Raw genomic sequence first — 18,059 nt, 5'->3', positions numbered from 1 at the left:
AGACAAGAAACGGCAGATTAAAAAGATCTATTTTTTTTATAATAGTTAGCCTTATTATGACCTGGTTGATAAGCACATTTAAAAACAGTGCCCATTATGTGGACACTGCTTTTTCATAATAAAGTGGAAAGCTAGCTTTTGGTAAAAAAATTAGCGGAAATGAAGCTGTTCATCACTATTTCTAATGATTAGCAACCGCCAAATCCTCCCCAGCAAGCACAGCCGATGATGATTAATAAAATGAATAATACGATGATTAAAGCAAAGCCACTGCCAAATCCGCAGCCGCCACCGCCGTAACCGCCATAACCACAGCCACCATAGAAGCCCATATATTTCACCTCCAAGTTCTGAGTACATTTTTAACATATGCCTGAAATGCAAAAATGCTCCAAAAATATCCAACGATTTCAATGAAAATAAAAAAAGATAAGAAAATAAGATGGACACGGTACTTTTTTTCACTTTCTACATAGGATGAATCATCCCAAGATCTCATATATGAGCCCCCATGTTATAACAAAGCAGGCTAATACCACTTCCTCCTTAGCCTGCGTACATAATGAAGGAGAAGCCGAAGAATTTTTTCTTCGGCTTCTTATTTTTTACTATGAAATAAACACGTTAGTACTTTCCCTATACCATTCTAAGTCAGGGTCCGCTTCTTTTTGTATGTATTAGGTACTAAAGAGAAATCAAGCTCATTTTCATATAAACCTAGTAATTTTCTTTTTTTCGTAATTCTTTTCCCTTATTTTCAGCATAACCAAGATATTTGCCCAAGACAGCGAATAGGTAAATGCATATTCATGGGTGAAAGCAAAAACAAAAAACGGAGGTTTCTCTTATGAATTCAGAAATGCATTTTTTTCCTACTATGTATTCTCAAGATCATCATCAATTTCAACACACAGATGAAAGGTTTATTGGCAGACCGTTTGGCTTTGGCAGACCGTTTGGTTTCGGACGCCCGTTTGGCTTTGGCTTTGGCAGACCATTCGGCTTTGGCTTTGGAGGTCCATTTTTAGGAGGGTTAGCAGGAGGGCTAGTAGCAGGTTCACTGTTATCACCATATGGCTTTGGCGGCTACGGTTACGGTGGTTATCCTTATGGTGGCTTTGGCGGTTACGGCTATGGCTTCGGCGGCTGCTGTTAAACGTAAATAAAAGAAAAATCTCAGAAGAAATATTTTTCACATCATTCTTTTCTATAAAGAAATCTGTTTTGGAACGTAAGGCTTTATATCCATCCACAGTTAATCAGAGCGTGCACCCCACTTAATATAAAAAACCATCTGGTGAATTTCCAGGTGGTTTTTGATTTTTACATAGGGAAGAAATAAAAAATAGCGGCAGAAAGAGATAAAGAAAAGATGTTAGAATCGTGCTTTTTGTTCTTTACATTACAGTAAGAAACGCTTACTATGTGAGAAAATGGAAATGTTAATGAAGCATTCTTTTTACATAACTTTCTGTGAGAAGTAAAAGAGGGAGAGACATAACATGATCGAAAGTCATACTATTTATTTACGCCCGTTAACTGTCAGCGATGCGCACGACAGCCTTCGATTGCAAAAGGACAATCGCGGCTTTTTTGAACAGTTTTCTATGATTCGAGAGCATTCTTTTTATACGTTAGAGAGCCAAGTAGAAAAAATTCAGCGTCACGAAGAGAATAGAAAAAACGATGAAGAATACTATTTTGGTCTTTTTCAAAAAGAGAATAATAAGCTGATTGGCACCATTAGTCTTTTTCAAGTGCTGCGCGGATCTTTACAAAGCGCGTTTATCGGCTATTTCCTAGATCAGCATCATAATGGAAAAGGGTACGCAACAGAAGCCGTAAAAGCACTTGTTGACTATGCGTTTGAAGAGCTGCATCTTCACCGCATTGAAGCCGGCGTTATGCCACGTAATTTGCCTTCTCAGCGCGTATTAGAAAAAGCAGGTTTTCATAGGGAAGGAATTGCTAGAAAAAATGTAAATATTAATGGCATATGGGAAGACCATCAAGTCTTGGCTATTCTTAACCCCAATGATGAAATAGAAGAAATAAACGAGTTCTTAAAATTTTGATATACGTTTTTACATTTAAAATTTATAATGAGAATAAGAGAATAGAACAGTCTATATTTAAATAGTAGGTGACTAAGGTAATGGAAGAGAGGAACATCAATGAAAAAGCCGTTTGGGATGTATTGCAGATGGCTAGCGAAGTAGTCGGAAGCAGGACGCTGTTTGTAGGGATTTTCGACGAACAATTTTCAGTTATGAAAGCCTTTAATAAAGAAGGGGGAAGCCTTGTAGAGGATGGACTGACGCTACCGTTAGAGCTTGCGGTATGCAACTTAGTTACGTGTAATGAACCCCTTGTTATTCCCAATACAAAACGCGATGTTAGAACGTCTAATTTAGCCATCATTGATGGTGCCCGGGTAGGTTCTTATTTAGGAACACCGATTGTGCTAGAAGACGGGAGAATGTTTGGTACCTTATGTGCGGTCGATCCGGATCCTTATCAGTTTAGCGAAAGTGAAATTCAAGGGTTAAACCGGCTGGCTGGTATTTTGTCTCATATTATTTATAAAAATCAAGCGGCTGTTTTGCCGAAAATTGAAGAGAAAATTCTGCAGCTTGATAAACTGGCGCTCGTAGGGCAGCTAGCAGCAGGATTAGCGCATGAGATTCGAAACCCAATGCAGTCGGTGCGTGGCTTTATTCAATTTTTATTTAATGAAAATGAACAGGCAGAGCCTTTTCAAAAAATTGTTCTTGATGAACTGGACCGCATGAATGAACTTATTAACAACTTCTTGCTTGTCACGCAGCCAACAGCGCCTAAAAAAGAAATCGTATCGATTGTAGAAGTTATTCATGATACCGTTGCTTTCTTGAAAAGTGAAGCTGCGCTATATAATGTCGAAATGAACGTAAGAATAGAAGGAGCCATTCCCCTTGTATCAATCGATCCTGCTCAAATGAGACAAGTGTTTATGAATCTTTTGAAAAACGCCATTGAAGCAATGGAGAAAAAGAAACGCGGGGAAGTAAATCTTATTATCAAAGAATGGGAAGATTGGGCTCTTATTGACATTCAAGATACCGGTTCTGGGATTCCGCTATCCATTATTAATAAAGTAGGAAATCCATTTTTCTCAACAAAAGATGGAACAGGCATGGGGTTAGGGCTTTCTATTTGTAAAACGATCATCAACGAGCATAACGGTAAGCTTGCGATTGAAAGTGATGAGAACGGGACAGTGGTGACGGTTAAGCTGCCTTTGACGCTTTAAGATAAAACAAAAAAGAAAGGAGAGCAAGCACTCATCCTTTCTTTTTTGCTGACCTTTTTAATATGCTGAACTGTCTTCAATCCAGTATTCATAGTCTTCCGCATCTTTTTTATTTAACTTTTTGCCGTTGATGTAAATTTTGTCCCACTCGTAAATTTGTTTATCCAAATAAACGTTAAACACAATGCGCACATGCTCTTTTTCTGTATAATCGTAGCCGGTAAATTGTACAACGTGATGACGGCCTTCTTGCTTGATGTAGGTCCATTTTGGATGATCGTTGTACGTTTCAAGCGTAATTGCTTCGTCGCCGTAGCGAACTACATCTTTAATATTCGTTTTTGTTGGTAAAAATGATAATCCCGCTCCGACTCCAAAAGTAATCACAAGCGCTAAGATGCTTAAACCAATAGCAATTCCGATGTGAGTGCCGCCTTTTATTTGCAGATAAGCTTCTTTCCGCTGCTCCGGCTGAGCTCCGGCTCGAGCTAACACGTTTTTAACGTGCTTATAATACCAGCGGTTGGCACATAGCCCTGTAATAAGTGAAGCACCGCCGAACACAATTGCATCGGACCACTCTGGTATGTCTACAAAGCACAAAAGGGAAAACCAAATTACCTCAATAAGCGTTAAAATAAAAAAGTGCTTATACATTTTTCGGTATGCAAACCAAGCGCTTGTCAGAAAAAAGGCTGCCCAGTTCCACGTGTTGTTTTTAGCTGGATTAGCTGTTTTTCCCCACTTCAAATCATAATAGGACGTATTTGTTCGAACTACTTTATGCTCTTCTTCAAAAGACATGAGTTCATCTACTGCTTGTTCTTCCATTTAAAACACCTTTCATTGGTTATAATCTATCATCTAAAATAACTCTATTATTATACATTATTTCTAGTATTTTTCTATTCTTCCTTAAATTATTTTTAAAGTAAGAATATTTACGCTGTTGGTTTTTTAACGGGAACTTTCATAAAAAAGAAGAATATGGTAGATTTGAAGAAAAAGGAGCTCCTTGAACATGAATCATTTAAAGAAAGCCCTGTACCAATCGTGGTCAATTCATTCAAGCACAAAGTGGACGGCTGACAATCCTTCTAAGGGACAGTGCGGCGTGACAGCTCTTGTCGTTCAAGATATTAAAGGAGGATATATTTTAAAAACTCCGTGTAAAGAAGGATGGCATTTTTATAATCAGCTTGATGAACAGCGCTATGACTTTACACAAGAACAATTTCCTGAGTCTCTCCAATATGCAGACATTTTATCCAGTCGGGAAGAAGCGTTTATGGATACCAATAAGGAGCAATATGAGGCTTTAAAGAAAAACGTAATGACCTATTTTATACATGAAAATTTGCTTTAGAAAGGAACACATAAATGAAAAGTATTCAGTATTCCATTGTTGATGTATTTGCACAGAGAAAATATACGGGAAATCAGCTCGCTGTTTTTAAAGACGCAGGAAGACTTTCAGATAAAGAGATGCAGCAAATGGCTAAAGAAATTAATTTTTCTGAAACGACGTTTATCACGTCTTCTTCTGCAAAAGGAGAATATAACGTGCGGATTTTTACGCCTAATGAAGAAGTACCGTTTGCAGGACATCCGACGCTCGGAACCGCTCATGTTATCCGAGAAGAACTAGAAGAAAAAGATACAGAGGAACTTATTCTTCATTATAAAGCAGGTCCTACGCCCGTTACATATGATGAACAAAAAGATGTGCTGTGGATGACACAAGGTCAGCCGACGTTTGGGAAAGTGTTAGATAAAAAGCAAGTTGCGGATGTGTTAAACCTTGATGAAGCTTATATCGATATGCGTTTTCCCGTTCAAGAAGTATCCACCGGTCTGCCGGTCATCCTTGTCCCGTTAACATCATTAGAAGCAGCTAAAGAGATACATGTAGACAAAGAAAAATATTTCAAACTGATAGAAAATACAGAAGCGAAAGCGATTATGGTCTTTTCGCCGGAAACCTATCACCAAGATCATCAGCTAAACGTACGAGACTTTGCCGACTACTACGGCGTTCCAGAAGATGCAGCAACCGGCAGCGCCAACGGCTGTTTAGCAGCATATTTAGTTAAATACCGTTATTTTAATCAGCAAGCTATTGACATACGTGTAGAACAAGGATACGAAATAGGAAGACCTTCACGGCTTTATGTAAAAGCTAGTTATGATGGAGAAGCTTTTCACATTCAAGTAGGCGGAAAAGTAGAGATGATTGCGCGCGGTGAATGGATTTTGTAACAAGCCGTTCATCTGCTGTTCACAATAAGTTCTTATCCTAATAAAAACGCAATAGGACCACCGCGTTTGGTTACACTAGTAAACAGATAGATACTGAAAGAATAAGTGATGGCGGCCAAAAGGCCGCCATTTTAAATGGTTGATAAAAGGAGTGGCAGAAAAAATGATTCACATTTTACTGGCGGATGACGATGAGCATATGCGGCAATTAGTTCGTCACTATTTGCAGCTTGAAGGCTATATGGTACATGAAGCAAAAGACGGCGAGGAAGCTTCGGGTCTGCTTGCTAAGCAGCACATTCATTTAGCGGTTGTCGATATTATGATGCCTCATAAAGACGGATATGAAGTTTGCGAAGAAATACGCAGCTATTATGATTTTCCCATTATTTTATTAACAGCAAAAGATCAGCTCGAAGACAAAGAAAAAGGCTTTTTAGCAGGAACGGATGACTATGTTACAAAGCCGTTTGAACCAAAAGAATTGATTTTCCGAATCAAAGCACTGCTTCGCCGATACGAAGTGGTAAATGAAAAGATGATCGTGCTGAACAGCACCTCTATCGACCGAAAAAGCTATGAAGTGCACTGCAGCGGCCGACTGTTAATTCTTCCAATGAAAGAATTTGAATTATTAGCTCAGCTCGCGAGCTATCCAGGAAGAATTTTCACAAGAGAAGAATTAATTCATCTGATATGGGGAGCGGATTTTAACGGAGATAACCGCACAATCGATGTACACGTGAAAAGGCTGCGCGAAAGGTTTGAACATACCGATGATTTTGTCATTACGACGGTTCGAGGCGTCGGCTATAAGCTTGAGGTGAGGGCAAAATGAAGACGCTCTATTTGCGGATTGTTCTGACGACCATTGCTGTAATGGTATTTAGCAGTCTCCTAGCGTTTATTTTAGCAAACGTTTATTATCAGTACAGCTTAAAACCTTATAACGATCAAAAGCTTACGCGTATGGCAAAAGACATTGCGAGCTTTTACGAAAGCAATAGGGGCGTGGATCAACAAGCTTATTTACAGCATATTAGTAAATTGGGCTATCAAATATATGTGGTGGACAGGAGCGGACATGAGACGTTTTACGGACGGGAATTTAGAAATCAGCGCTTAGAAAAGAGTGCTGTCAAACAAGTACTGGACGGAAAAATGTATCACGGAATTGCAAACTTTCCTTCACAGGTGTTTGTGACGGGATTTTTTGATAATGTGTTAGCCAATAGCATCGGCGTGCCGTTAAAAGGAGAAAGTAACAAGCAGCAAGCGCTGTTTATTCGCCCTGATATTCAGCTGCAGTTCGGGGAAATGCGCATTTTTTTCTCGGTCATTTTACTGCTGATGATTGTATTAAGTATTTTATTTGTACTTATTAGTACGCGTTATTTAGTAAAGCCAATTGTCAAGCTAACGGAAGCGACAAAACAAGTGGCAAAAGGAAAATACAACGTCGAGCTGTACGTAAAGCGCCGAGACGAAATCGGCGCGCTTGCTTCACATTTTTCCGAGATGGCTAAAAGTTTAGAGCAGCTTGAAGAGATGCGCCAAGAATTTGTATCCAACGTGTCACATGAAATTCAGTCTCCGCTGGCGTCCATTCAAGGATTTTCGAAAACGCTCCGTTCTGCTAATCTTTCAGATGAACAGAGAAATGAGTACCTGTCTATTATTGAAGAAGAAAGCCGGCGCATGTCGTCACTCAGCAAACAGCTGCTTACGCTTGCTTCACTTGATAAAGAAAGTGAGCATATCGAAAAAAGTACGTTTGATGTTGCAGCTCAAATCAAGCAAGTGCTGTTTATGACGGAGTGGAGCTGGCGTGAAAAAGAGCTGGCTATTGAAATGGATCTTCCTTCAACGATGATTTCAGGCGATCAAAAACTGCTTCATCAAGTGTGGACAAATTTGATTACAAACAGCGTAAAGTTTACGGAAGAAGGAGGAACGCTCTCTCTTCGCGTTGGCATGGAAGACACGCATTGCCACGTGGAATTTCAAGATACGGGAATCGGTATGTCAAAAGAAAGCCTCCCGCATATTTTTAATCGTTTTTATAAAGAAGATAAAGCAAGAAGCCGGACGGAAGGAAGCAGCGGTCTTGGCTTAGCGATTGTAAAGCAAATTGTCGAAATGCACGGAGGTTCCATTCACGTTGAAAGCGAAAAAGGAAAAGGCAGCACCTTTCACGTTTATCTTCCGAAAATGTAATGAGCCGTTCATCTTCCATTCATTTTCTATTTTTATACTTTAAATAGAATTAAAAAAGGAGATGAAAGAAACATGTTTTTGGCTTTACGTGAATTGAAACATGCGAAGCTGCGCTACTTACTCATTGGCGTGATTATGGTGTTAATTGTATGGCTTGTGCTTTTTGTATCAGGCTTAGCAAAGGGGCTTTCCTCTGACAATGCTTCAGCTGTTCAAGAAATGAAAGGAAATTACGTTGTGCTTCAAAAAGAAGCGGATCAACGCCTGACGCGCTCTGTTTTATCCATAAACAAAACAGAAGATATTCAACAGCTAAGCGGCAAGAAAAATGCTGAGCCGCTTGGTGTGATGATGACAGCAATTATAAATGAAGGAAAAGCAAAAAAAATAGACGCCTTGTTTTTTGCCATAAGCACAAGCGGCTTTTTAGCTCCGAACGTAACAGAAGGGAAGATGATTACGGACGATGCGAAACATGAAGCCGTGGCGGACTCTTCGCTAAAAGAAGAAGGAGTAAAGCTAGGTGATATGATAAAAGATACGGCTTCAGGAAAAAGCTTTAGAATTGTTGGTTTTACAAAAAATCAGTCGTTTAGTCACGCGCCTGTTATTCATATTAATTTTACAGAGTGGAAGACAATTGAAAGCACAGGTGCCTTTAATGCAGTGGTGTTAAACATGAACGATAAAAAAGCACATGCTCTTCAAAAAAAGAAGTCGGACATTGATGTGATTAGTAAAGATGAAGCGTTAAAAGGAATTCCTGGCTATCAAGAAGAACAAGGCTCGCTTTTAATGATGGTCGTGTTTCTGTTTATCATTGGCGCTTTTGTATTAGCCGTTTTTTTCTACGTGATGACGCTTCAAAAAATGAATCAGTTTGGGGTGTTAAAAGCGATAGGAGCAAAAACAAGTTATTTAGCGCGAACGATTTTATCTCAAGTGGTTGTGTTAACTTTATGCAGTCTCGCTATTAGTATTGGACTGACGTACGGAGTAGCTGCCATTTTGCCTGATTCGATGCCATTTTACTTGGATTTATCGCTAATCGCCGGCTGTTCGGCGCTGTTTGTAGCTGTTTCTGTACTGAGTTCATTATTGTCGCTGTATCGCGTAGCAAAAGTAGATGCGGTTGAAGCGATTGGGAGGGCTGTTTAATGAGTGAAGAAAAATTAGTTTTAGAGAGTGTTAGCAAGTCATTTGGAGACGGAGAAAACGCTGTAGTCGTGTTAAATGACCTATCGCTGCGTGTAAAAGCAGGAGAGCTTGTGGCGATTGTCGGTCCTTCTGGTTCCGGGAAAAGTACCTTTTTATCCATTGCAGGCGCGCTGCTTTCGCCGTCTAGCGGACGTGTGATTATTGACGGAGACGAGATTAATAAAATGTCTCCATCACAAATGAACAGCATTCGCCTGAAGAAAATTGGCTTTATCTTTCAAGCAGCTAATTTAATTCCGTATTTAACGGTTCGCGATCAGCTGCTGCTTGTAACGGAACTAGAAGGAAATCGAGACAAAGACGCCAAAAACAGAGCGGATGATTTGCTTGAAAAGCTAGGGCTTGCTCATCGCAAGCATCACTATCCTGAAAGTCTATCGGGCGGAGAACGCCAGCGGGCAGCGATTGCAAGAGCGTGGATGAATAACCCTGAAATTATCTTTGCAGATGAACCGACGGCAAGCTTGGATTCAGAGCGAGGAAGAGCAGTCGTGCAAATGCTCGCAGATGAAGTAAAGCTAAGGGGCAAATCAGCTGTAATGGTTACGCATGACCAAAGAATGCTGGATTTATGTGACCGCGTTGTGTGGATGGAAGATGGAAAATTAGTAGAATCAAACAGCGTGCAAGTTTAAAAAAGTGCTGCTCTTGACAAGAGCAGCACTTTTTTTGCGTTCTTCATTGTGCATATATTTGTCGTCTCGATTTGGAGCTTCCATACGTTTGCTTCTTTATTAGTAGATGGGTTAGTTATTCATATTCCACTTCTTTAAAAAGCGTGTAGCCAAAATAAAACAACGCTATTTAGGAAGGAAGAAAATAAGAAACAGGAAATGAAAAGGCAATGAAGAAATAGTAAAAAGGTGATGAAACGATGAGAAAAGGAGTGAAAGCAATGATTAAAAAAGTCGGTCAAATTATGGTGTATGTAAACGATCAAGATCAAGCGGTAAAGTTTTGGACAGAAAAAATGGGATTTCAAGTTATGTCTGAACAAAATAATGAAGAAGGCATGAAGTGGATTGAGCTAGCGCCGGTAGCGGGTGCTGAAACAACTATTATCCTTCATAACAAACAGCTAATAGCAAAAATGCAGCCAGAGTTAAATGTCGGGACTCCTTCGCTGCTGTTTTTTACAGAGAATGTGGATGAACTATACGGAGATTTAACAGCTAAAGGCGTAACAGTGGGAGAAATCGTATCCATGCCTTCAGGAAAAGTCTTTAACTTTTCAGACAGTGAAGATAACTATTTTGCAGTTATGGAAACCGTGAGTAATAAATAGAAGAAAAACAAAAAACACCGGGAGCATATACATTCTTCTCGGTGTTTTACAGGCAAAACAGGAGGAATTACTCTTGATTATCATTAGTGAAATTAAATTCAGTTAGCTTATTTCGCCCGTACTTTCCTGCGATTTGTCCTTCTTGATTAGCATTTTGCCCGCCGTTTTTGGCAATCTGTCCACCTTGAGATGCGTTTTGTCCACCGTTTATAGCAATTTGTCCGCCTTCATATGCAATATTTGTATAATAATTAATGGTTACACAGCATGTTTTTTTCTTGCGCGGACGCTTTTTAAAAGAATAATCGCTTTCTACATAATATTTGTCATCTGCTGAATTGTAGTAGCAATAATATTTTTTTATAGGATTCACTCCTTTCATCATAACTACTATATTTTATTCGTTATGCAAAGGTGTGCTTGTACACACGTGTATTAATATTCGTTTTATTTCTACAGAACGTAATAAGCTATTTTATAAGTCAAGGAGTGATGCTTCTCATGATAAAACTAATAGGAGAAAAAGTGTCGTTAAGAGAAGCGACACAGGAAAACGTTAATGAACTTTATTACTGGAAGTACGAAGAAAAAAACCAAGAAGCAAAAAAGTGGAATGCTCCGTACATACCAGAACGAAGACTCACGAAAGAAAAGTATATAAACTCATGGAAAAAAGAATATGAGCTTTTTCCGTCAGTTCCTCGAATACTTGCGATTATTATTAATGAAAAAACGGTGGGGACCGTGAGCTGCTATTGGGTGGACAAGCATACAAACTGGCTGGAAACCGGAATTGTCATTTACGACCCAGACTATTGGAGCGGAGGATACGGAACGGAAGCTTACCGCATGTGGATTGATTTTTTATTTGAATCTACACATTTACATAGACTCGGTATGTCCACATGGTCAGGCAATATCAGAATGATCAAAACAGCGGCAAAAATAGGTATGAAAGAAGAAGCAAGAGTCAGAGAAGCACGTATCGTAAACGGTGAATATGTTGATAGCATCAAAATGGGAGTGCTGCGAAGGGAATGGAACAAAAAGGTGCAGCAGGAGCTCTAATACCCTGTGTACTATGTTTTCCTGTAAACGTTTGTTTTTTATCCATAATTGAACTAAGCAGTTTAGTTTGATATATCCTAATACGGGGAATAGAGGGGAGATGGGGACGTGTAAGATTTTTATATAATTTAAAACTTCTTCTTTCATGAACGGAAGAAGTTTTTCTTATGTGAAATCATGTCATATGTCAAATCTAGCATGTATAAGATAGAAAAGAGGCAATATAGCCGTACTCTCTCCTACTACAAAAAAGTTAGAAACAAACTGTGTGTATCTTTATGAAAGAATGCACTTATGGCAGAGAGAATGATGGTTGCGATGGAGGTAACTAGATGAACGTTGATGGAGAAAATAAAGTTCCTCATTTTTATTCACTGCGGTCTGTTTCGCAAAAATTATTTGAGGTTATTACCAAACAGCTGAATGTCCGCACAACGTACGTAACTAGAAAAGGAGAAACAGCGATGACGGTCCTCAGCTCATATAACGAGAAGGAAGAAATTATTCCTGAAGGATACAGCGTTGAATACGGAGGTACATACTGCCGCTTAATCATTATGAATGACGGAGACGTTATGCATACGGCAAATCTGATGAAGGATGCCGTTACCAGACAGCTAGAAGTAACGGATCAATTGCAGGTAAAAGGTTTTTTAGGTGTTACATTAAAAGATTTAAAAGGAAATGTATTTGGAACACTCTGTGTAATGGACAAGGAAGAAAAAGAATTTTCAGGAGAAGATATTGCTTTTTTACAATCAATGGCAGGTATCTTATCTCATATGATCGATCTGGATGAAACACGATATCAGATGGGGTTTTTAAGTGTCCCAATCATTCCGATTACAGAAGGTGTTTCGATTCTTTCTCTTCAAGGTATTATTGATAAAGAGCGTGCGGATCAGATTATGACAGATGTGCTTCACGATGCAGCTCATAATGAAATAGATTACTTTATCATTGATTTATCGAAGCTGCTTCTGAGAGAAAAAGAGTTTCCGAATTTCTTCTTAAAAATGATTACAGCACTTCAGCTCATGGGTGCTCAAGCAGTTATAACAGGTGTAACGCCGACATTTGCGAAAGAGCAAATTAAAAATCATGATTTGAAAAACTTACAGTTAAAAGTCGTGAAAAATATTCAACAAGCTCTTCAATGTGTGGGGTATAACTTAATCAAAACATGAAGCAAGCCTTAGCTCTATGAGCCAAGGCTTATTTTTGTGTATGTATATAACAAGCTGGTATGATCAGAAGCTGTGAAAGCATCAAATGCAGCATAAAGTGAATATAGATAAAGAATATAACTTTATTGAAGCCTTGCGTGATGATCATTACGCATCTTTTGACGGTGTAAGAAATAGCCGCGGGAGAGGCCTGCGTATGGCTGATGATCTTTTTTGTGGTATGCAAAAACATCATGGGGGGAAATACATGCGAGTAAACTTCAAAAGGTCCGCACAAGCGGGTGTGAATATGAAAAAGAAACAGCCGAGAACACTTCAGTCCACGTTAAACACAATAGGGATACTTATGTTTATTGGAATTTTGATCAGGTGGTGGACCGTGCCGTTTGCCGTTAGTAAGGATCTCCGAATTTACTATAATCAAGATTTTCAAATGACATTGAATGAGTGTAAAGAGTTTCTTGCGTTCGTTTTATGCGCAGCAAGCGTGTATTTTAGTTTAGTAAACGTCTACTTTTTAGGAAAAACAGGTAAAAAACTAGTCTATACCGTTCTTGTTTTACTGGCTGTTTTTAACCTCTATATGATGCTTGCACTTCTTGCTGTAGCCACGCATTAAAGGCGTGCGTGCAGCTTAAAAGAAAGAGGTCAAACTTCCTTTCTCTTTTAAAGTGCTTTGCGATTTTTTTATGCGAAAAACAGATAGAACTTCAAACATCTTCATTAGTTGAGCTTTCATAGCACTTCCACCTTTTGATATTTTTCACCTGACACACATGTAAATAGTATGTATGTTTTTACTTTCATACAACTCTATCAAATCCATTAAAACAGTTTTATTTTTTAAATTCAACCGAAAAGTATTTTCATTATTTTTCCATAAACTAAACGAGATAAGCTGCTATAAGGTTTAAACCAAAAAAGAAAATTGAAATGATTTTTTACGAGTTTAATATCTTGACGAAAAAATATTTCAGGAATAAGATAGGTTACATAAAGTAACGAGTGAAAGAAAAGTTACTTTTAAAAGATTATATTTTTCCTAACAGGAGGAAGAGATATGGAAGCGATGACTTTTGTTTTATTCGGTTCAACAGGTGATTTAGCGAAACGCAAAATTTATCCTGCACTCTATAATTTATTTGTAGACGGGAAAATCCCTAAATCAATTTCTGTTGTGGGACTAGGCAGAAGGGAGATGTCCGATGCTGATTTTCAGAAAAAAGTAAAAGAATCTATTCATACTTTTTCACGTCGCATCGAAAAAGATTCATCTCTTATGGAGCATTTTCTTTCAGCTTTTCGCTACAGCCAATTGGATGCAACGAATGCTGAAGACTATAAAAGTGTGTTAAATCTAGTAGAAGCACGAGAAGCAGAACTAAATATTCCAAGCAACCGAATGTTTTATCTCTCCGTTGCACCAGAATTTTTCGGTACGATCGCCGAGCATATTAAAAACAGTGGCTTAGGTGCTACAAAAAGTTGGAAACGGTTAATTATTGAAAAACCATTTGGTCATGATCTACAGTCAGCTCGTCAATTAAACGAAAACTTAAGCAAAGCGTTTAAAGAAGAAGAGATTTACCGCATTGACCACTATCTTGGCAAGTCGATGGTGCAAAATTTAGAAGCGCTGGAATTCGCTAATCCTATTCTTCAATCATTATGGAATAACGAACATATTGCGAATATACAAATTACAGCAAGTGAAACGGTCGGTGTAGAGGAAAGAGCAAGCTATTATGACCATTCAGGAGCCATTCGAGATATGGTTCAAAATCACATGCTGCAAATGCTGATGATGACGGCTATGCACTTACCTGCTCGCATTAGCGCTGATGATATTCGAAACGAAAAAATAAATGTGTTAAAAGCGCTTCGTCCGCTTGTAAAAGAAGATATGGATCTAGACGTTGTTCGCGGTCAATATGAGGCCGGAAAAATAAAAGGGTCTTCAGTGGAGAGCTACGTAAATGAGCCCGGCGTATCACCATCTTCTCAGACGGACACGTTTTTAGCAGCCAGACTATATATCGATAATTCGCTTTGGAAAGGCGTTCCTTTCTACATTCGTACAGGGAAAAGAATGGCGGAAAAAGCGACGCGAATTGTTATTGAATTCAAAGACTCGTTAAAAGAGTTGTACTTAGACAAAGGAGAAACAACATCTCCAAATCTGTTGATCATTGAAATTAACCCGCATGAAAATATTACGCTGCAGTTGAACAGTAAAAACCCATTTAATCATGGTCATATTGAGCCTGTACAAATTAATTTTTCAGGCCAGCAAGAAGGAGCACCTGAAGCATATGAACGCCTTATTGCAGATGCATGCGCCGGAGATTCTACATTTTTTGCTCATTGGAAAGAAGTAGAGCTAGCTTGGGAATGGGTTCAGCCGCTTCTTGAAGCGTTTGAGGAAAATACAGTGCCGCTTTATAAATATGCAGCTGGTTCACACGGCCCTGATGCATCACATGCACTTTTAGAAAAAGACGGTTTTAAATGGTGGCTGGATGAAGAAACAGCGCGCCGATCACGCGAAGTACAGCCAGTTTAATACAAACAAAGCGAAAGAAGGATGACACATGAGTACCAACATAGACACACTTGCAGTTAATACGATTCGCACCCTGTCAATCGATGCGGTGAACGCAGCCAATTCAGGCCACCCCGGGCTTCCAATGGGAGCGGCTCCGATGACCTATGCGCTATGGGCGAATCACTTACAGCATAATCCGGCAAATTCAAGCTGGTTTAACCGAGATCGTTTTATCTTATCAGCCGGTCATGGCTCAAGCTTGCTGTATAGCATGCTTCATCTAAGCGGATACAATGTATCAATAGAAGATTTAAAAAGCTTTCGCAAGCTAAACAGTAAAACACCGGGACATCCTGAATTTGGCCATACGGACGGCGTGGAAGCCACAACAGGTCCTTTAGGTCAAGGAATTGCAAATGCAGTCGGAATGGCAATGGCAGAAGCTCATTTAGCGGCAAAATTTAACCAGTCAAAATTCCTAGTCATTGATCACTATACGTATACGTTAGTAGGCGATGGTGACTTGATGGAAGGCATTTCTTATGAAGCGATGTCCATGGCTGGCCATATGAAGCTTGGCAAACTTATCGCTTTATATGACTCCAACGATATTTCGTTAGACGGGGAATTAAATCTTTCGTTTAGTGAAAATATCCAAAAAAGAGCGGAATCTGCAAACTGGCAGTATTTGCGTGTAGAAGATGGAAATAACGTAGATGAAGTCACAAAAGCCATCGAAAAAGCGAAGCAGAACACCGAGCAGCCAACGCTTATTGAAGTGAGAACAATTATTGGCTACGGAAGTCCAAAAGTAGCGGGAACAAATAAAGCACACGGTAATCCGCTTGGAGAAGAAGAAGCAAAAGCAACAAAACAAGCCTACGGCTGGAAAGCTGAAGAAAACTTCTATGTTCCAGAAGAAGTAAAAGCCCATTTTGAAAAGCTAGAAGAAAAAGGGATGAAAGCAGAAGCAGAGTGGAACGAGCTGTTTGCTTCTTACCAAAAAGAATACCCTATGCTCGCTGATGAATTAGAGCGTGCTATCACAGGCGAAGCGTTAATTGAAGTGAATGATATTTTAACATTCTCATCAGAAAAAGCGATTTCGACTCGTGTTGCAAGCGGAGAAGCTATTAATTATTTCACTAAATCTGTGCCATCTATTTTTGGAGGCAGCGCTGATTTATCGCATTCCACGATGACGGACATTAAAGAAGAAGGCCCTTACGCACCAGGATATTTCGGAAATCGAAATATTTATTTCGGCGTACGTGAACATGCAATGGGAGCGGCCGGAAATGGAATGGCCCTTCACGGCGGTGTGAAGCCGTTTGTCAGCACATTCTTTGTTTTTAATGATTACTTGCGTCCAGCGATTCGTTTGGCTGCACTGCAAAAGCTGCCGGTCACGTATGTGTTTACTCATGATTCCATAGCAGTAGGAGAAGATGGACCGACTCATGAGCCCGTTGAACATTTAGCTTCTCTTCGTGCAATTCCAGGGCTTACCGTAATCCGTCCGTCTGATGCAAACGAAACAGCTAGCGCTTGGGCTTATGCGCTTCAGCAAGCGGAAGGTCCTGTAGCCTTAGTGCTTAGCCGTCAAAACTTGCCTGTGTTTGAAGAAACAAAACAAAATATCAACGACCTAGCTAAAGGAGCTTACGTATTAACCGAAACAAACGATAAGCCGGAGCTGATTTTTATCGCTACAGGTTCTGAAGTAGCACTAGCGGTCAGTGCTAAAACTCAGCTAGAGCGTGAAGGTATATTTGTACGTGTTGTAGCAATGCCTAGCTGGGAGCTGTTTAACAAGCAGTCAAAAGAGTATCAAGAGCGCATCTTGCCTGAATCTGTTTCAAAACGAATCTCTCTAGAAATGGGAATTTCACTTGGCTGGGAACGCTTTGTAGGACCAAAAGGAAAAGTGTTAGCTATTGACACATTCGGTGCTTCAGGAACCGGAGCTGATGTGATGAAGCTGTTTGGATTTACAGAAGAAAACGTAGTGGCACAAGCAAAAGAATTGCTAAAGGCTTAAATAAGAAGATAAATAGAAGGAGCTGTTCACATGAAAGTAGGATTAGTTGGTTTAGGGAAAATGGGGATTAACTTAGGACAAAACTTATTGGATCAGCGTCATAACGTTGTAGCATTTGACGTAAATTCAAACGCAGTGGAACAAATGAAAGAGTACGGTGCTTCAGGAGTATCAAGCTTGCAGGAGCTTGTTCAGTCACTAGAAACACCAAGAGTTGTATGGCTGATGGTTCCTCATACGGTTGTTGATTCTGTTATTAGTGAAGTGAAGCCTCTTTTAGCTGAAGGAGATATCGTAATTGAAGCCGGAAACTCTCATTACAAAGAGTCTATTCGACGCTATAACGAGTTAAAAGAAAACAAAATCCGCTTTATGGACGTTGGAACATCTGGCGGAATAGAAGGCGCTCGTAACGGAGCTTGTTATATGATTGGCGGAGATCGTGAAGCGTGGGAAATTGTTGAACCTATCTTCCGCGATACAGCAGTAGAAAACGGATATCTATACGCTGGTGAAGCAGGCAGCGGCCACTTTTTAAAAATGGTTCATAACGGCATTGAATACGGCATGATGGCTGCAATCGGAGAAGGATTTGAAGTTCTTGAAAAAAGCCAATTTAACTATGATTACGAAAAAGTAGCGAGAGTATGGAACAATGGATCTGTTATTCGTTCATGGCTAATGGAATTAACAGAAAATGCATTCTCTAAAGATGCTAAGCTAGATGACATCAAAGGAGTTATGAACTCTTCTGGTGAAGGGAAATGGACGGTAGAAACCGCTCTAGACCTTCAAACAGCTACGCCGGTTATTGCAATGTCTTTACTGATGCGCTATCGCTCGCTTGAAGATGATACCTTTACAGGAAAGGTAGTTTCCGCACTTCGAAATGAGTTTGGCGGTCATGCTGTGGAAAAGAAATAACAAGTGAAATAGTGGGTATAGTA

The 18,059-nt window shown here is 39.6% G+C and carries 19 protein-coding genes; 16 read left to right on the top strand and 3 right to left on the bottom strand.

The window, feature by feature from the left end; all coding sequences use genetic code 11:
- Positions 1-188: 188 nt before the first annotated feature.
- Positions 189-332, bottom strand: a complete 144-nt coding sequence (locus tag AC1DEF_RS14045; RefSeq protein ID WP_097822814.1) for a YjcZ family sporulation protein — start codon at positions 330-332, stop codon at positions 189-191.
- A gap of 515 nt (positions 333-847) precedes the next feature.
- On the opposite strand from AC1DEF_RS14045, the gene AC1DEF_RS14040 reads away from it, so the two are divergent.
- The 3 genes from AC1DEF_RS14040 (at position 848) to AC1DEF_RS14030 (ending at position 3,292) form a co-directional block, all read left to right on the top strand.
- Entirely contained in the window at positions 848-1,156 is a 309-nt protein-coding gene (locus AC1DEF_RS14040) for a hypothetical protein (protein WP_176521187.1), read from the top strand.
- A gap of 346 nt (positions 1,157-1,502) precedes the next feature.
- Positions 1,503-2,075 (top strand): GNAT family N-acetyltransferase, encoded by a 573-nt coding sequence (locus AC1DEF_RS14035; RefSeq protein WP_043981357.1) that lies wholly within the window; start codon positions 1,503-1,505, stop codon positions 2,073-2,075.
- Positions 2,076-2,155: 80 nt separating this feature from the next.
- A complete protein-coding gene (locus AC1DEF_RS14030) occupies positions 2,156-3,292 on the top strand; it encodes a GAF domain-containing sensor histidine kinase (RefSeq protein WP_097822813.1) in 1,137 nt (378 codons plus the stop codon).
- A 57-nt stretch (positions 3,293-3,349) separates the two neighbouring features.
- Here AC1DEF_RS14030 and AC1DEF_RS14025 read toward each other — a convergent pair whose 3' ends face one another.
- A complete protein-coding gene (locus AC1DEF_RS14025) occupies positions 3,350-4,123 on the bottom strand; it encodes a DUF2628 domain-containing protein (protein WP_043981359.1) in 774 nt (257 codons plus the stop codon).
- Between the two features lie 190 nt (positions 4,124-4,313).
- Between AC1DEF_RS14025 and AC1DEF_RS14020 the strand changes: the two genes are divergently transcribed.
- The 7 genes from AC1DEF_RS14020 (at position 4,314) to AC1DEF_RS13990 (ending at position 10,271) form a co-directional block, all read left to right on the top strand.
- On the top strand, positions 4,314-4,658 hold the full coding sequence (locus AC1DEF_RS14020; protein WP_043981360.1) for a YunG family protein: 345 nt from the start codon (positions 4,314-4,316) through the stop codon (positions 4,656-4,658).
- Between the two features lie 14 nt (positions 4,659-4,672).
- Entirely contained in the window at positions 4,673-5,551 is an 879-nt protein-coding gene (locus AC1DEF_RS14015; protein WP_097822812.1) for a PhzF family phenazine biosynthesis protein, read from the top strand.
- A gap of 163 nt (positions 5,552-5,714) precedes the next feature.
- Positions 5,715-6,389, top strand: a complete 675-nt coding sequence (locus AC1DEF_RS14010; RefSeq protein ID WP_097822811.1) for a response regulator transcription factor — start codon at positions 5,715-5,717, stop codon at positions 6,387-6,389.
- Positions 6,386-7,768, top strand: a complete 1,383-nt coding sequence (locus tag AC1DEF_RS14005; RefSeq protein ID WP_097822810.1) for a sensor histidine kinase — start codon at positions 6,386-6,388, stop codon at positions 7,766-7,768. Before AC1DEF_RS14010 ends, AC1DEF_RS14005 begins: the two co-directional genes overlap by 4 nt.
- Positions 7,769-7,840: 72 nt before the next feature.
- On the top strand, positions 7,841-8,926 hold the full coding sequence (locus AC1DEF_RS14000; protein ID WP_097822809.1) for an ABC transporter permease: 1,086 nt from the start codon (positions 7,841-7,843) through the stop codon (positions 8,924-8,926).
- Positions 8,926-9,621 carry an ABC transporter ATP-binding protein gene (locus AC1DEF_RS13995; protein WP_097822808.1) on the top strand — a complete coding sequence of 232 codons (696 nt, stop codon included), beginning with the start codon at positions 8,926-8,928 and terminating at the stop codon, positions 9,619-9,621. The genes AC1DEF_RS14000 and AC1DEF_RS13995 overlap by 1 nt, the downstream gene beginning before the upstream one ends.
- Before the next feature lie 260 nt (positions 9,622-9,881).
- Positions 9,882-10,271 (top strand): VOC family protein, encoded by a 390-nt coding sequence (locus AC1DEF_RS13990; protein ID WP_097823069.1) that lies wholly within the window; start codon positions 9,882-9,884, stop codon positions 10,269-10,271.
- A 67-nt stretch (positions 10,272-10,338) separates the two neighbouring features.
- On the opposite strand, the gene AC1DEF_RS13985 is transcribed toward AC1DEF_RS13990, so the two are convergent.
- Positions 10,339-10,656 carry a hypothetical protein gene (locus tag AC1DEF_RS13985; RefSeq protein ID WP_477727413.1) on the bottom strand — a complete coding sequence of 106 codons (318 nt, stop codon included), beginning with the start codon at positions 10,654-10,656 and terminating at the stop codon, positions 10,339-10,341.
- 116 nt (positions 10,657-10,772) lie between these two features.
- Between AC1DEF_RS13985 and AC1DEF_RS13980 the strand changes: the two genes are divergently transcribed.
- The 6 genes from AC1DEF_RS13980 (at position 10,773) to gnd (ending at position 18,036) form a co-directional block, all read left to right on the top strand.
- Positions 10,773-11,339 carry a GNAT family N-acetyltransferase gene (locus AC1DEF_RS13980; protein ID WP_097822807.1) on the top strand — a complete coding sequence of 189 codons (567 nt, stop codon included), beginning with the start codon at positions 10,773-10,775 and terminating at the stop codon, positions 11,337-11,339.
- 332 nt (positions 11,340-11,671) lie between these two features.
- Positions 11,672-12,526, top strand: coding sequence for a GAF domain-containing protein (locus AC1DEF_RS13975; RefSeq protein WP_097822806.1), 855 nt, complete (start codon positions 11,672-11,674; stop codon positions 12,524-12,526).
- A gap of 85 nt (positions 12,527-12,611) precedes the next feature.
- Positions 12,612-13,145: a hypothetical protein gene (locus tag AC1DEF_RS13970; RefSeq protein WP_255255676.1), complete on the top strand. Its 534-nt coding sequence runs from the start codon at positions 12,612-12,614 to the stop codon at positions 13,143-13,145.
- Between the two features lie 441 nt (positions 13,146-13,586).
- Positions 13,587-15,089, top strand: coding sequence for a glucose-6-phosphate dehydrogenase (zwf, locus tag AC1DEF_RS13965; RefSeq protein WP_097822805.1), 1,503 nt, complete (start codon positions 13,587-13,589; stop codon positions 15,087-15,089).
- A gap of 28 nt (positions 15,090-15,117) precedes the next feature.
- Positions 15,118-17,112, top strand: a complete 1,995-nt coding sequence (gene tkt, locus AC1DEF_RS13960) for a transketolase (RefSeq protein ID WP_097822804.1) — start codon at positions 15,118-15,120, stop codon at positions 17,110-17,112.
- Positions 17,113-17,142: 30 nt separating this feature from the next.
- Positions 17,143-18,036, top strand: coding sequence for a phosphogluconate dehydrogenase (NAD(+)-dependent, decarboxylating) (gnd, locus tag AC1DEF_RS13955; RefSeq protein ID WP_097822803.1), 894 nt, complete (start codon positions 17,143-17,145; stop codon positions 18,034-18,036).
- The last annotated feature ends 23 nt before the right edge of the window (positions 18,037-18,059 follow it).

It is taken from the genome of Priestia sp. 10L35, from assembly GCF_056395685.1.
This window is presented reverse-complemented; position numbering and strand designations above follow the sequence as displayed.